The 15,973-nt window shown below is 39.3% G+C and carries 11 protein-coding genes; 5 read left to right on the top strand and 6 right to left on the bottom strand.

The window, feature by feature from the left end:
• Positions 1-128 precede the first annotated feature (128 nt).
• The 6 genes from UKS_RS08160 to UKS_RS08135 form a co-directional block, all read right to left on the bottom strand.
• Positions 129-5,870, bottom strand: a complete 5,742-nt coding sequence (locus UKS_RS08160; RefSeq protein WP_156012639.1) for an alpha-L-fucosidase — start codon at positions 5,868-5,870, stop codon at positions 129-131.
• 331 nt (positions 5,871-6,201) lie between these two features.
• Positions 6,202-6,678, bottom strand: a complete 477-nt coding sequence (locus tag UKS_RS08155; RefSeq protein ID WP_156012638.1) for a glutathione peroxidase — start codon at positions 6,676-6,678, stop codon at positions 6,202-6,204.
• A complete protein-coding gene (locus tag UKS_RS08150) occupies positions 6,678-7,253 on the bottom strand; it encodes a DUF3278 domain-containing protein (RefSeq protein ID WP_156012636.1) in 576 nt (191 codons plus the stop codon). The genes UKS_RS08155 and UKS_RS08150 overlap by 1 nt, the downstream gene beginning before the upstream one ends.
• 26 nt (positions 7,254-7,279) lie before the next feature.
• A complete protein-coding gene (locus tag UKS_RS08145; RefSeq protein WP_156012634.1) occupies positions 7,280-7,606 on the bottom strand; it encodes a hypothetical protein in 327 nt (108 codons plus the stop codon).
• A 10-nt stretch (positions 7,607-7,616) separates the two neighbouring features.
• Positions 7,617-8,159, bottom strand: a complete 543-nt coding sequence (locus tag UKS_RS08140; protein WP_156012632.1) for a DUF3278 domain-containing protein — start codon at positions 8,157-8,159, stop codon at positions 7,617-7,619.
• A 15-nt stretch (positions 8,160-8,174) separates the two neighbouring features.
• A complete protein-coding gene (locus tag UKS_RS08135; protein WP_001082471.1) occupies positions 8,175-8,369 on the bottom strand; it encodes a helix-turn-helix transcriptional regulator in 195 nt (64 codons plus the stop codon).
• 166 nt (positions 8,370-8,535) lie between these two features.
• Between UKS_RS08135 and rsmH the strand changes: the two genes are divergently transcribed.
• From rsmH to UKS_RS08110, 5 genes are all read left to right on the top strand, one after another.
• On the top strand, positions 8,536-9,486 hold the full coding sequence (gene rsmH, locus UKS_RS08130) for a 16S rRNA (cytosine(1402)-N(4))-methyltransferase RsmH (protein WP_156012630.1): 951 nt from the start codon (positions 8,536-8,538) through the stop codon (positions 9,484-9,486).
• 9 nt (positions 9,487-9,495) lie between these two features.
• Positions 9,496-9,813: a cell division protein FtsL gene (gene ftsL / locus UKS_RS08125; RefSeq protein WP_000227824.1), complete on the top strand. Its 318-nt coding sequence runs from the start codon at positions 9,496-9,498 to the stop codon at positions 9,811-9,813.
• Positions 9,814-9,816: 3 nt separating this feature from the next.
• A complete protein-coding gene (gene pbp2x / locus UKS_RS08120; RefSeq protein ID WP_156012628.1) occupies positions 9,817-12,069 on the top strand; it encodes a penicillin-binding protein PBP2X in 2,253 nt (750 codons plus the stop codon).
• A gap of 1 nt (position 12,070) precedes the next feature.
• The gene (gene mraY, locus UKS_RS08115; protein WP_156012626.1) at positions 12,071-13,051 is read left to right on the top strand and encodes a phospho-N-acetylmuramoyl-pentapeptide-transferase; all 981 of its coding nucleotides are present in this window, start codon (positions 12,071-12,073) and stop codon (positions 13,049-13,051) included.
• A 762-nt stretch (positions 13,052-13,813) separates the two neighbouring features.
• Positions 13,814-15,919: an ATP-dependent Clp protease ATP-binding subunit gene (locus UKS_RS08110; protein WP_156012624.1), complete on the top strand. Its 2,106-nt coding sequence runs from the start codon at positions 13,814-13,816 to the stop codon at positions 15,917-15,919.
• Positions 15,920-15,973: the final 54 nt, after the last annotated feature.

Below are 15,973 nucleotides of genomic sequence, written 5' to 3'. Positions count from 1 at the left end.
TATATATACTAAGACATCCATAGAAATTTATGGATGTTTTTTGATTTATATATAGAAAAAGAGAAGACCGGCTGGTCTTCTCTTTGGGGGAACTAGAATCATTGAAAAGAATGAAGTAAAGATTTTAATTAGTCTTTGAAATTCTTTTGGAAGATGAGTAGAGACAAGACTGAAGTAATAGCAGCTAAGAATAAGAAGGCATTTGCTTCTTGCTCTCCAGTTTCTGGGAGTTGTTTTTCCTTGTTTTGTTTAACTGTAGTGGTAATAGGGGCTTTTTCATCTTTTGCTGGTGAATCCTCTGTTACAACAGTAGGAACTACTTTTTCAGTTTTTGTTGGTGAATCTTTTGTCACAATAGCAGGAGAAGATTTTTCTGCTTTTCTTGGTAGCTCAGTCTCAGGAAGAGTTACTGTTGGAGATGTATCTGTTCCTACAGATCTTTGTTGAGTCCCAACTTCAATCACTCGGTCTAGAGCTGGAGTTGATTCAGTTTGGACCACTCTGCGATTACTACCATCTACTTCGACGTACTCGACAAGTAGACCATCTTTCCCTTCGGATAGAATTTGTTCTTTCCCGTGATCTAATTGTGGATTTTCACGACGGATAGTATTAAATGGAATTGTTCTTTTAACAATTTCTAAACTTGGAAGTTGGAAGATAAGGTCCTTGACTCCTTCTTCAGGACTTGAAGAAGTAATTGGTTTTTCAGGTTCTTTTGGTAGAAGGTACTCAGGAAGAGTTACAACTGGTGGAGTATCTGTTCCTACAGAGCTTTGTTTAGACCCAACTTCGATGATGCGATCATGAGCCGGTGTATTTTCTGTTTGGAGAACTTTGCGATTATTTCCATCTACTTCAACATACTCGATTATAGCTCCCTCTTTACCTTCGGATAGGACTTGTTCTTTCCCTTTCTCTAATTGTGGATTTTCACGATGGATAGTCTTGAATGGTACTACCTTTTTAATCATTTCTAAACTTGGGAGTTGGAAGACAAGATCCTTGACTCCTTCTTCAGGAGTTGAGGTAGAAATTGGTTTTTCAGGTTGTTTAGGTTCTACAGGTTGTTCAGGTTGTTCAGGTTGATCTGGAGTTGGATCATCACCAGGTTTTTGGTAATTTTCATCCTTGCTAAGAATATCTTGTAAAGTAGTGACTGTTAACATCACATCTTGTACATTTACAACATCAGAATTTAGCTGTCTAGTAAGTTTATTAAGGTTAGACTTAAATGCTTGGCGTGCAGTTGCTGTATTTTTCAAACCACTTGGATCGAAGTTAGATAAGTCGTCTTTCCATTTAGAGAGAGAGCGAATAATATCTTCTTTGCTGTATAGTTCTCTACCGTCTCCAAAAGTGATGAATCGGTCAACTTGGATACCAATATTTTGTGTTATGTCGTTATGGTCAGAATCAAGCTGTAAGGTTACTGCATGTAAATTTTCATCAAGTCCTTTTAAGCTGACCAAAGTTTGATCGCCTTGGCGTTCAGTAGCATGTCCACTAAAGTATTTTTTATCATTCACAATTGACGAATGACCCATTCCATCTTGGTATTGGACTTCCTTACCATCAAGCAATACTTTATAGATACCATGACCTGGGTCGACAAAACCTTTGATTTCTAGTCCTGTACCGTAAAAGTAAGCTGTTACAGCTGTCGTAGTCTTTTGATCATCTGTTAAATGATTAAATGAAGCCCAAGACTCAGTTTGTTTGTACTTATCTGGGGAATTTGTTTCATGCTTCCATCCAGGGCTATAATCCAATTGGCTAACTTGGTCATCATAACTAGTCTGGTCTTTCTTGAGTAACTCAGCATTCATTACTTGAATAGTAGAGTCAGTAGTGAAGCCGAGTAAGGCTCCATCAGATACAGAAGTGAGTTTAGCTTTGAAATCAAAGATTGCATCTTCTTGTTCTTTGAAGTCGATAGTTGGGACAGTAACTATTTTTTCTGTTTCCCCATCATTAAATGTGACATCCTTTGTAGTGTCTTGGTAGACTTTCCCGTGAACCCCTGTTCCAGGTTCAGTGATAAAGCGAACAGTGGCTAACCCTTTGCTTCCACCTACACGTTTAATCTTAACAGTGACTGGTTTTCCTTTTTCGATGTCGTAGCTAGCAGACTCTAGTTCAAACATACCTCTACTATCATTATTTAAGGAATAGATTCCTTCTGTAGCTATTGGTTCACCTGTTTTATTAACGAGAGTAATAGTATGTTCTCCTGGTTCCAAATCACCTGTTTCAAAGACTTTTTGGCTACGTTTGCGAGTACTGTTTTTAGTCTGTACATCAGCAACCTTTTGTCCGTCAACATACACGGACATTTCTCCGTGTCCTGGGTCCACTGTCGAGACTACATATGCTTTAGTTCCTGTGAAATGATAGGTTGCTTTAGCATCTTTCTGATTGGTCCACATAGAAGTGCCACGAATACCTTCAGATTCATTATTCCAAGTTGTTTCAGCTGTATCTGCTGTTGTGTTTGAGTGATATTCTAGACCAAGAGGATAACCGTCAGTCTTTTCGATATTACTTGGTGTCTTATAGACTGAGAAGTTGTTTAAGATAGGGGTAGCCTGTGCTCCTGTGATAGTAACACGGATTTTTTGTGCTTCGATAGGTTTTCCTTGGATTAAGCGCCGGTAGCCAACTGTTGCACCTTCTCCATAAGTGACCCAGCGACCGTTGATTTCAACTTCAATCTTAAATCCAGAAATACGTTGTCCCTTAGCGATATCCTCTTTAAATTCAACGACATCAAAGCGTCTCTTTTGACCTAAATCTACTGTGAAACTACCAGTTGTAGCATCGTTTGAGAGAGCCCAGCTGGTATCGTCTTTGCCGTCTGTAAGGTTACTTGCTTTATATAGGTGGTTTTGACGAGTAGAACTTGCTGTGACAGTCGCTCCTTTGGCGAAATCAGTTGCATACATTTGGTCTAGGGTCGCCTTGAATTCTTTCAAGCGAGCTACGTCAGCATCTGCAAATTTACCCTCTCTATTTGGTGGAATATTGAGTAGAAGCGGGGTTCCACGACCCACAGATTTGAAGTAGATATCCATCAAGTCTTTGAGTGATTTTGGTTGTTGGTTATCATGATAGAACCAACCAGAACGGATCGAAACATCAGCTTCACCTACAGAGTACATATCGCCATCAGGGTCTCCATGGTTGAGGTATTCATTTTTTACATCTTCTGTGATGTTTGCTTTTTTTACTTTGTGCCATACAGGATCACCTGCGATACCACGTTCATTTCCGATCCAACGAATACTTGTTGGTTGTGCAGAGAAGATAGCGATATCTCCTTCAGCTTCCTTAATGTATTTGAACCATTCGTCAAAGGTGTAGGTTACTTTCTGGGCACCGCTACCACGCGCACCATCCATCCAAACTTCAATGAATTTACCTTTGTTTCCGTATTTTGGATTTCCAAGAATTTCTTTTAGTTGGTTGAGATAATATTCGTTGTATTCTTTTTCTGTATCAACCTTGTATTTAGGACTATTAACATCCCATGGAGATAGATAAACCCCCATATTCATATCGTATTTAGTAGCTGATTTTGAAACTTCTTCTAAAAGGTCTCCCTTACCATCTTTCCAAGGGCTAGCAGCTACGGTATGATTTGTATATTTAGATGGGTAAATAACGAAACCGTCGTGGTGTTTCACTACCATAATGGTGCGTTTGAAGCCAGTTTCTTTAAGAGTACGAATCCATTGATCGGTGTCTAAGTTCGTTGGATCAAAGTATCCTGGATCTTCATTCCCGTGTCCCCACTCAGAGTCAGTGTAGGTATTCATGCCGTAGTGGATGAAAGCAGCTAATTCTTCTTTATGATAGTCTAATTGTGCTTTACTTGGGAGAGGGCCGTAGTTACCGATTTCGGTTTCTTTATCTTCTGGATGGGTGACGGGCGAATCATTTGTAGTTGGATTGGAGTTATCAGAGATTGATTCATATTCAAATACGACCGAATTTACTCCTTTGTGCTGAATACTTGATTCCAATGTTGTCTTAACTGGACGGTAGCCAGCGATTTCTTTTGCATGGAAAGTGTTGACAAAAGAAACATCGTATTCCATTCCATTATTGTTGTCCGCAGTTACTTCTGTTAGATCTTTTTCGGATCCTTTCAAACGATAGTGAATTTCGAAAGAACCTTTATTCACTTTATAAACCACCTTGATGACACGTGTACCAGCAGGAACTTTGCTTACAACACTGTGGTCTTCAGTCCAGGTATCTTTTAGTTGTTTGTTGACTTTGACACCATCAATTGATACGATTTCGTATTTTTCTTTATTTTTCTCATAGAAATCAGTTTTTTCAATTTCTTTTTTGAAATCGTAAGTAAATGGGGAGTCAATCGTTGTTGATTCAATAAATTTGTCGTTTTCTTTGACAAGATTACCTTCCTCATCTTTGTGTTGGACAAGAACGCTACCGTACTCTACCCCTTTAGTTAAAGTAGCAACTCCATTTTCATTGAAAGAATATTCATTGTTACCAATTACAGCTTTTTCATTACGAAGCATATGACCTTCATTAGTGAAATAATAACGATTTCCATTATCTCCTTGGTACCAGCCCTTGACCCCATATTGGGCAATCATATCTTTAACCCATTTAAGTTGCTCAGGTGAAAGAACGAGTCCACCACCAAATCGGTCTTTTTCAGGGACTCCATTGTCAACTGTTCCGTGTTGGTGAATACCGATAACTTTTCCTTGGCTATCCAAAATACCCCCTCCAGATAAACCAGATACAGAAGTAGTTTGGTAGGTGATTCCAGTAGCTCCTTGCTCATTATAGGCTTCAACAGAGCGAATAGTACCATCCGCTTTATAAAGTTGACCAGCTACTATTGGTTGTTTGAGTTCTTTTGAGCTAGAATCTGTCGGATACCCAATCGTACTAATAGCTTCTCCGGGCTGATAGGTTTTATGATCAGCTAAAGGTGCAAAGGTTGCAGATTTATTTGGACTGGCGATTGGAAGAGGGACAGGAGTTGTTACTAAAGCAAGATCATTCTTGTATCCTTGTCCGAAGTCTTTTTTATTCCAGAAATGGATATTTTTTTCTTCGAATAAAACAGTTGTTCCAGAAGATGGGAGAGAGTTTTTCTTCTCGCTATTTGATCCAACATTATAGTAGAATTGTGCGGAATTTCCACCACGAATCTGCCCTTCTCTAGTTTCCTTGTTTTCTTCTAAGAAATTATGAGCAACTGTAAGAATTAGATTAGGTGCAACAAAAATACCAGAGCCTGAAACGATATAGCGTTGAGAGTCCCCGTTATATGTAGTGTAAATCATACTAGCAGCAGTAGCGGGTTGACCATCATAGTTGATGTGTTTAAGATCTTCACCGCCATTAATGATGGCACGATTTTCATTTCCAACTTCTTTTTTAGTTTCTTCCTTTTTTTTCAAAATGCTCTTGGTTGCAACTTGAGGACTGTCTTTCGTTTCAACAATTGCGGATGTATTTAATTGTTTTACAGGTGTATCGGGATAAGCCTGATCATTGATTTCCTCAGGAAGTAAGTCAGAAGTGGGAGTATTTGGTACAGATGTTTCTTCTACTGATTTCGCCGTATTTTCTTCCTTCTCCTCGTTCAATTCTTGAGGTGTAGAGATTAGAGGACTTTCATTCTTGGTTTCAGGTTTTGGAGTCTCAACCTCTGCGAGTTTTTCCACGTTTGGTTGAGAAGTTGGAGTTTCAATTTTTGTTTCGTCAGCGAGTGCGGTTCCAGAAGCAAAGAAAGCAAGACCAACCATGATTGAAGCAACTCCAACGGTTAATTTTCTAATGCTAAAAGTTTGTCCTTTTTCAAAAAGGTATCGATTCATAATGTACTCCTAGTTTTTATAAAAGACAGTCAGCTACTGTTTGAGCCCAAGCCTTACTTGGTATCGATCTTATTCAACAAAAAACTTCTAGTTTCTTTTCACCTCATCTCTTAAATATAAAACGCTTACATTTTTGAAGAAAAAATTTAATTCTTCTGTTCCGAATACAACATAAATAATTCTATATTATAAACACATGGTAAATATACTAGATTATCAGGAAAAATGCAATAGAGAAAGTAGACCTAATTTAAAGAAATTCTTTCACTTTTTAAAGAAAAAATACATCCTTTCAAGAATTAAACTAAATGAAAGAATGTATTCAAAAAAATCAGAGTAGTTTTTGTATTGCCTCTTCAATTTGTTTAGGGTCTGTTTTGGAGGAGAAGCGTTCAAAGACCTGACCATCACGACCGATGAGAAACTTAGCGAAATTCCATTCGACTCGTTTTCCCAGTGGGCCAGATTTTTGTTCTTTCAACCAAACATAGAGAGGATCTGCTTCCCTACCGTTGACCTTGATTTTGGCAAAACGTGGGAAGGTAGTCTGGAAATGTAGACTACAGAAGGTGTTGATTTCCTCTGCGCTGCCTGGTGCTTGTCCCATAAACTGATTGCAAGGGAAGTCTAGAATCTCAAAACCTTGTTCTTGATAGCGATCATAGAGTTCTTGAAGTCCTTGGTACTGGGGCGTTAAACCACATCCAGTAGCAGTGTTTACAACCAAGAGAATCTTACCACGATAGGTCTCTAGTGGAGTTTCTTGATTGTCTTGGTTAAAAACTGAAAAATCGTATAGTGAAGTCATTACTTGCTTTTCTCCTTCTGTTTGGTATTTTTAGGAGTTTTTTCCTCCTGTAGGGATAGAAAGCCGTAGGTCAGAGTTCCAAAAATGCTACCGATAATCAGGCCATACATCAGGAGAGGAACACTTTTATCGAATTGCACCAGCAACTTCCCAAAATCTGAAAGGGACATCTGCTGAACGAAGACTTTGTGAAAGATGAGTAAGGTAAAGAGGCCAATCTGAATACCGATAAACACAAGCCAGCTTCGGAATTTGATTTGGGCTTTGCTGTAGGTCTTGAGGATGATTTCTGACTTGTCATCTTTTTCCAGATGGAGTTCTTGGACGACTTTTTGAGTTTTTATACTCATGAACAAAATGAGTCCAAAATAGATGTAGGGCATAACATTTCGAACAATTTCTATAAAGCTTCCGAACAAAATATAGAATAGGAAGAGAATGAAGGAAGAGTAAAAGATTTGGATCATGGAACGGGCGCAAGCCTTGTAGATAACCTCTTGACGGCATTCATCAAAAGGCCCTTGTATATGAAAGAAATTTCGAAGTAGGCGAGTTGTTAAGTCTTCTTTTTTCATGGGTGATTTCTCCTAAATGAACGATGTTATTTTGTTTCTTTTACGAATTGATAGAGATAATAAAGATAAGTGATAGAAGAAAGGATAGCGATAGTGAGCAGTAAATAATACTTCCAATTGCTTGAAATGAGCGTCAGTTGTGGTAAGGATAGAATCATAAAGCATAGTGTTAAGTTGAGTATGCGCGTTTTTTGGGAGTCAATCTTTAGATAAGTCAATCCTTTGTTGAGGGCTGGAATAAAGACTAGCACGAGGAATATCTCTCTGATTGGCAAGTTCCCTGAAACGATGATGAAGATGAGCAGAGAACTGAACAAAAGATGATAGGTAAGTAAAGTTATTAGTGATTTCATAGGGCACCTCCTAATTCTCATCTTGATCTTTCTTAGCTTTTGCAATGCGACGGGAGATGAGGAACTGTATGATCGCTCCAAAGAAAATAGAACCGAGAATGCTTGACACACCATTTCTTATAGTGAGAAGAGAATGAAAATAGTCCTGACCTTCACCTATGAGTATATCGAGAAGAGGATTTATAAAAAATATCCATAGACCAAAGAACAAACCTGCTTTAAGACCTGGGTAGTGTAGTTGCTTGCTTTCTTTCTCATTCAGCATATCTAGATCAATGGCTGTGATACCTGTTTTCCTGGTTTGGGAGAGCACATAAAGAGAAGAAATTATCGAAATGCCGAGTACTACAAGAGGATAGCCGATAGCGATAATTTGCGGATATTTATAAGCGAGGAAAAAGGGAATAAGATTACCTAAAGTCATGAGGTAAAAGAGAATCACAAAGATTTTATTTCCGATGCGGTCAGCTTCACGTCGTTTGTGTTCATCAAGTGGTCCTGAAATGCCATAAATGCGTTTGATTAGTTTTTCAGTGAAGGTTTCTTTTTTCATGAGTTGGCTCCTTTTTTAAAAATTATCCTCCCAAAAGAGACTGTTGAGGTCAGTTTGGAGGCTGCGGGCGAGATTGAGACAGAGTTCCAGGGTTGGATTGTACTTGTCGTTCTCAATCATATTGATGGTTTGTCTCGAGACACCGATATCCTTGGCGAGTTCGAGCTGGGAAATGCCCAGTTCCTTGCGAAATTCTTTCACACGATTCATCTGGACTCCTTTCTAATTTGTGTCGCATATATTTGACTATATTATATTCTTCTATGGAGTGAATGTCAAGCATATTTGACATACTTCTTAAAGAAATCTTACTTGTTTTTGGTCTATTTGTCTGACTAGTGCAAGCTAGTCAGATTTGTGGTAAAATAGATAAGATATGACAAAAGAATTTCATCATGTAACGGTCTTACTCCACGAAACGATTGATATGCTTGATGTGAAACCTGACGGTGTTTACGTTGATGCGACCTTGGGTGGAGCAGGCCATAGCGAATATTTATTAAGTAAATTAAGTGAAAAAGGCCATCTCTATGCCTTTGACCAGGACCAGAATGCCATTGACAATGCGCAAAAACGTTTGGCGCCCTATATTGAAAAGGGGATGGTAACCTTTATCAAGGATAACTTCCGTCATTTACAGGCACGTTTGCGCGAAGCTGGTGTTCAGGAAATTGATGGAATTTGTTACGACTTGGGAGTGTCTAGTCCTCAATTGGACCAGCGTGAGCGTGGTTTTTCTTATAAAAAGGATGCGCCACTGGACATGCGGATGAATCAGGAAGCTAGTCTGACAGCTTATGAACTGGTGAACCACTATGACTATCATGACTTGGTTCGTATTTTCTTCAAGTATGGTGAGGATAAGTTTTCTAAACAGATTGCGCGTAAGATTGAACAAGCACGTAAAATCAAACCAATCGAGACAACGACTGAGTTGGCAGAGATTATCAAGTCTGCTAAGCCTGCCAAGGAACTTAAGAAGAAGGGGCATCCTGCCAAGCAGATCTTCCAGGCTATTCGGATTGAAGTCAATGATGAACTGGGAGCAGCAGATGAGTCCATCCAGCAGGCTATGGATATGCTGGCTCTAGATGGCAGAATATCAGTGATTACCTTCCATTCCTTGGAAGACCGCTTGACCAAGCAATTGTTCAAGGAAGCTTCAACAGTGGAAGTTCCAAAAGGCTTGCCCTTCATCCCAGATGATCTCAAGCCCAAGATGGAATTGGTGTCTCGTAAGCCAATCTTGCCAAGTGCAGAAGAATTAGAAGCCAACAACCGCTCGCATTCAGCCAAGTTGCGCGTGGCCAGAAAAATTCACAAGTAAGAGGAAAAAATGGTAGATAAGAAAGAAACAACCAGTCAATTCTTGCAAAATCGTATAAAAAAATTCTCACGTGTGGAGAAGGCTTTTTATCTTTCCATCGCTTTTACGGCTCTCGTTTTAGCAGTGAGTATCATCTTTATGCAGACACGCCTTTTGCAAGTGCAAAGTGATTTGACAAAAATCAATGCGCAGATAGAGGAAAAGAAGACAGAGCTTGATGATGCTAAGCAGGAAGTGAATGAATTGATTCGTTCAGAGCGCTTGAAAGAGATTGCGGATAAAAAAGATTTGAAATTGAATAATGAAAATATCCGAACAGCGGAGTAAGATATGAAATGGACAGAAAAAATAACCCGATTTGCGATAAAAAATCGTAAATCTCCAGCAAAAAACCGTAGGATAGTTGGCAAGTACCTCAGCTTTGTAGCTGTTGCCCTTTTCGGCCTCTTTTTGGCCAATTTTGCTTATATTATCGCAAAAGGTAATATATTTGGTACTGACTTGGTAAAAGAGGCTAAAAAGGTTCACCAAACAACCCGAACAGTTCCTGCCAAACGTGGGACTATCTATGACCGAAATGGAGTGCCTATTGCTGAAGATGCGACTTCCTATAACGTCTATGCTGTTATTGATAAAAAATACAAGTCAGCAACTGGAAAAATTCTTTATGTAGAGGATTCGCAGTTTAATAAGGTAGCTGAAGTCTTCCATAAGTATTTAGACATGGATGAAGCTTATGTGAAAGAGCAATTAGCTCAACCAAATCTGACCCAAGTTTCCTTTGGTGCAAAAGGAAATGGGATTACCTATGCCAATATGATGGCTATTAAAAAAGATTTGAAAGATGCTAGTGTGGAAGGGATTGACTTTACAACTAGCCCTAACAGAAGCTATCCAAATGGACAATTTGCTTCTAGCTTTATTGGCTTAGCCCAACTTCATGAAAATGAGGATGGTAGTAAGAGTTTGTTGGGGACTTCTGGTTTAGAGAGTTCTTTAAATACCATTCTTGCTGGGACAGACGGTATTATTACCTATGAAAAAGACCGTGTAGGAAATATCGTACCAGGTACAGAACAGGTTGCGCAGCAGACTGTAGATGGCAAGGATGTTTATACAACATTGTCTAGCCCGCTCCAATCTTTCATGGAAACTCAGATGGATGCTCTTCAAGAAAAAGTTAAAGGCAAATATGTGAATGCAACACTTGTAAGTGCTAAGACAGGTGAAATTCTTGCAACAACACAGCGCCCAACCTTTGATGCAGATACTAAGGAAGGACTTACCAAAGACTTTGTTTGGCGTGACATTCTCTATCAAAGCAATTATGAACCTGGTTCAACAATGAAAGTTATGACTCTAGCCTCTTCCATTGATAATAATACCTTCCCAAGTGGAGAATACTTCAATAGCAGTGAATTAAAAATAGCGGATGTGACGATTCGAGATTGGGATGTTAATGATGGTTTGACGACTGGTAGGATGATGACTTTCTCACAAGGTTTCGCTCTCTCCAGTAATGTTGGAATGAGTCTACTTGAACAAAAAATGGGAGATGCTACTTGGTTGGATTATCTAAACCGCTTTAAATTTGGGGTCCCAACTCGCTTTGGCTTGACAGATGAATACGCTGGTCAACTTCCAGCTGATAATATTGTCAATATTGCTCAAAGCTCATTTGGGCAAGGGATTTCAGTAACACAAACACAAATGCTTCGTGCCTTTACAGCTATTGCTAATGATGGAGTTATGCTGGAGCCAAAATTTATAAGTGCTATTTATGATACTAACAATCAGTCTGTACGAAAGTCTCAAAAAGAGATTGTAGGAAAACCTGTATCTGAAGATGCAGCGAGCTTGACTCGAACTCATATGGTATTAGTTGGGACAGATCCTCTATATGGGACTATGTATAATCATTACACAGGCAAGCCAATCATAACAGTTCCTGGACAAAATGTAGCAGTTAAATCTGGTACTGCTCAAATTGCAGATGAAAAAAATGGGGGATACTTAGTTGGTGCAACCAATTACATATTTTCAGTTGTATCAATGAATCCCGCGGAAAATCCTGATTTCATTTTATATGTGACTATTCAACAGCCTGAGCATTATTCAGCTGTCCATTTGGGAGAGTTTGCCAATCCTATCTTGGAACGAGCTTCAGCTATGAAAGAGTCTCTGAATCTTCAATCTCCTGCTAAGAATTTAGAGCAAGTAACGGCAGAATCTTCGTATGCAATGCCTAGCATCAAGGATATTTCACCTGGTGATTTGGCGGAAGCCTTACGTCGCAATATTGTGCAACCAATTGTTATTGGTACGGGAACAAAAATTAAAGAGACTTCTGTAGAAGAAGGGAAAAATCTTGTACCTAACCAGCAAGTTCTTCTTTTATCTGATAAGGTAGAAGAAATTCCAGACATGTATGGCTGGAAAAAAGAGACTGCTGAGGCCTTTGCTAAATGGTTGGATATTGAGCTGGAATTTGAAGGTTCAGGTTCTGTTGTTCAGAAGCAAGACGTTCGGACCAATACAGCTATCAAAAACATTAAAAAAATTAAATTAACTTTAGGAGACTAATATGTTTATTTCCATCAGTGCTGGAATTGTGACATTTTTACTAACTTTAGTAGGAATTCCGGCCTTTATCCAATTTTATAGAAAGGCGCAAATTACAGGCCAGCAGATGCATGAGGATGTCAAACAGCACCAGGCAAAAGCTGGGACTCCTACAATGGGAGGTTTGGTTTTCTTAATTGCTTCTGTTTTAGTCGCTTTCTTTTTCGCCCTATTTAGCAACCAACTCAGCAATAATGTCGGTATGATTTTATTTATCTTGGTTCTTTATGGTTTAATCGGATTTTTGGATGACTTCCTCAAGGTCTTCCGCAAGATCAATGAGGGGCTTAATCCTAAGCAGAAATTTGCTCTCCAGCTTCTAGGTGGAGTTATCTTCTACCTTTTCTATGAGCGCGGTGGCGATATGCTTTCTGTCTTTGGTTACCAAGTGCATCTAGGGATTTTCTATATTTTCTTTGCTCTTTTCTGGCTAGTCGGTTTTTCAAACGCAGTCAACTTGACAGACGGAATTGATGGTCTAGCTAGTATTTCTGTTGTGATTAGTCTATCTGCTTATGGAGTTATTGCCTATGTGCAAGGTCAGATGGATATTCTTCTAGTGATTCTTGCCATGATTGGTGGCTTACTTGGTTTCTTCGTCTTTAACCATAAGCCAGCTAAGGTCTTTATGGGAGATGTTGGAAGTTTAGCCTTAGGTGGAATGCTGGCAGCTATTTCTATGGCCCTCCACCAAGAATGGACTCTCTTGATTATTGGAATTGTTTATGTCTTTGAAACGACTTCAGTTATGATGCAAGTCAGTTATTTCAAACTGACAGGTGGTAAACGTATTTTCCGTATGACGCCTGTGCATCACCATTTTGAGCTTGGAGGATTGTCTGGTAAAGGAAATCCTTGGAGTGAGTGGAAGGTTGACTTCTTCTTTTGGGGAGTGGGGCTTCTAGCAAGTCTTTTGACGCTAGCAATTTTATATTTGATGTAAGAATGACACCCTGATGTTTCAGGGTGTTTTTGCGTTTAAATACTCAATGAAAATCAAAGATCAAACTAGGAAGCTAATCGCAGGCTACTCAAAGCACAGCTGAGAGGTCGTAGATAAAACTGATGAAAGTTAGTCACATATACCTATAATACTTAGGTTCAGCCGAATCTGACGTATTTTGAAGATAGTTTCGAAGAGTATAAAAATTATTGGTCAATCAAAGTCAAATTTATTGACCTTTTCTGACTAATGTAGTATATTATAAACGTGAGGTAAATGAAAGCCTTACTAGAACACTTATACTCAAGGAAAATCAAAGATCGAACTAGGAAGCTAGTCGCAGGCTACTCAAAGCATAACTGAGAGGTCGTAGATAAAACTGGTGAAAGTCAGTCACATATACCTATAATACTTAGGTTCAGGCGAATCTGACGTGTTTTGAAGATAGTTTCGAAGAGTATAAAAATTATTGGTCAATTAAAGTCAAATCTCTTGACCTTTTCTGACTAATGTAGTATATTATAAACGTAGGGTAAATCAAAGCCTTACTAGAACACTTATTTAAAGTAAAATAGAAAGAGGTGGGTCTATGTTTAATCTAGAAGTTTTCAGAAGTAAAGATAGTCTACTCCTGCTTGAAAAAGAAAAACCAGAAATAGTACGTAGAGTAGCGATTTAGCTAGTCTAAATTTTTTAAAACAAAGGTCAAAGATAGTCAATGTCAGTAATCATAACGAAGAAAAACAAAAAGAGGTAATGAATATGAACAACAACTTTAATAATTTTAACAACATGGATGATTTATTTAACCAATTGATGGGCGGTATGCGAGGATACAGTTCTGAAAATCGCCGTTACTTGATTAATGGACGTGAAGTAACACCTGAGGAATTTGCTCACTATCGTGCCACTGGTCAATTAGCAGGAAATGCAGAAACTGATAGCCAAATGCCACAACAGGCTTCAGGTATCAAACAAGACGGTGTTCTTGCAAAACTGGGTCGAAACTTGACAGCTGAAGCTCGTGAGGGCAAGCTGGATCCTGTTATCGGACGAAACAAGGAAATTCAAGAAACATCTGAAATTCTTTCACGCCGTACCAAGAACAATCCTGTTTTAGTCGGAGACGCAGGTGTTGGTAAGACAGCCGTTGTCGAAGGTTTAGCGCAAGCTATTGTGAATGGTGATGTTCCAGCAGCCATCAAGAATAAAGAAATTATCTCTATTGATATTTCAGGTCTTGAAGCTGGTACTCAGTATCGTGGTAGCTTTGAAGAAAATATTCAAAACTTGGTAAATGAAGTTAAAGAAGCTGGAAACATTATCCTCTTCTTCGACGAAATCCATCAAATCCTGGGTGCAGGTAGTACAGGTGATGGTCAAGGATCTAAAGGTCTTGCTGATATCTTGAAACCAGCTCTTTCACGTGGTGAATTGACAGTGATTGGTGCAACAACTCAAGACGAATACCGCAACACTATTTTGAAAAATGCTGCCCTTGCTCGTCGTTTCAACGAAGTCAAGGTCAATGCTCCTTCAGCAGAGGATACATATAAAATTCTTCAAGGAATTCGTGACCTCTATCAACAACACCACAATGTTATTTTGCCAGATGAAGTCTTGAAAGCTGCCGTTGATTACTCTGTTCAATATATTCCACAACGTAGCTTGCCGGATAAGGCTATTGATCTTGTGGATGTGACAGCCGCTCACTTGGCAGCACAACATCCTGTAACAGATGTGCATGCTGTTGAACGAGAAATCGAAGCAGAAAAAGACAAGCAAGAAAAAGCAGTTGAAGCAGAAGATTTTGAAGCAGCTCTAAACTATAAAACACGCATTGCAGAATTGGAAAAGAAAATCGAAAACCACACAGAAGATATGAAAGTGACTGCAAGTGTCAACGATGTGGCTGAATCTGTAGAACGAATGACCGGTATTCCAGTGTCACAAATGGGAGCATCAGACATCGAACGTTTGAAAGATATGGCTCATCGCTTGCAAGACAAGGTAATCGGTCAAGATAAGGCAGTTGAAGCTGTGTCTCGTGCTATCCGTCGTAACCGTGCTGGTTTTGATGAAGGCAATCGCCCAATTGGCAGCTTCCTCTTCGTCGGACCTACCGGTGTCGGTAAGACTGAGTTGGCCAAACAATTAGCACTCGATATGTTTGGAACCAAGGATGCAATCATCCGTTTGGACATGTCAGAATACAGTGACCGTACAGCCGTATCTAAATTGATTGGTACAACAGCAGGCTATGTGGGTTATGATGACAATAGCAATACCTTGACAGAACGCGTCCGTCGCAATCCATACTCAATCGTCCTTCTCGACGAAATTGAAAAGGCTGACCCTCAAGTCATCACCCTTCTCCTTCAAGTTTTAGACGATGGTCGTTTGACAGATGGTCAAGGTAACACTGTCAACTTCAAGAATACGGTGATTATCGCAACTTCAAACGCAGGCTTTGGTTACGAAGCTAACTTGACAGAAGATGCGGACAAACCAGAATTGATGGACCGTTTGAAACCATTCTTCCGTCCAGAGTTCCTCAACCGCTTTAACGCAGTCATTGAGTTCTCACACTTAAGCAAAGAAGATCTTTCTAAGATTGTAGATTTAATGCTGGTTGAAGTTAACCAAACTTTGGCTAAGAAAGAGATCGACTTGGCAGTGAGTGACGCCGCCAAAGAATATATGACCGAAGAAGGTTACGATGAAGTCATGGGTGTTCGTCCACTCCGTCGTGTGGTTGAACAACAAATCCGTGACAAAGTCACAGACTTCCACTTGGATAATCTTGATGCTAAGCATCTTGAAGCCGATATGGAAGATGGCGTTTTGGTCATTCGTGAAAAAGCCTAACCCAAAATTTTGAGAATAAAAAAGAAGGAACCAGCAGAAAAAACTGGTTCCTTT

Source organism: Streptococcus sp. 116-D4, assembly GCF_009731465.1.
GTDB lineage: Bacteria > Bacillota > Bacilli > Lactobacillales > Streptococcaceae > Streptococcus > Streptococcus pseudopneumoniae_E.
The sequence above is the reverse complement of the archived record's forward strand: the minus strand, read 5'-3'. Positions and strand labels throughout refer to the sequence as shown.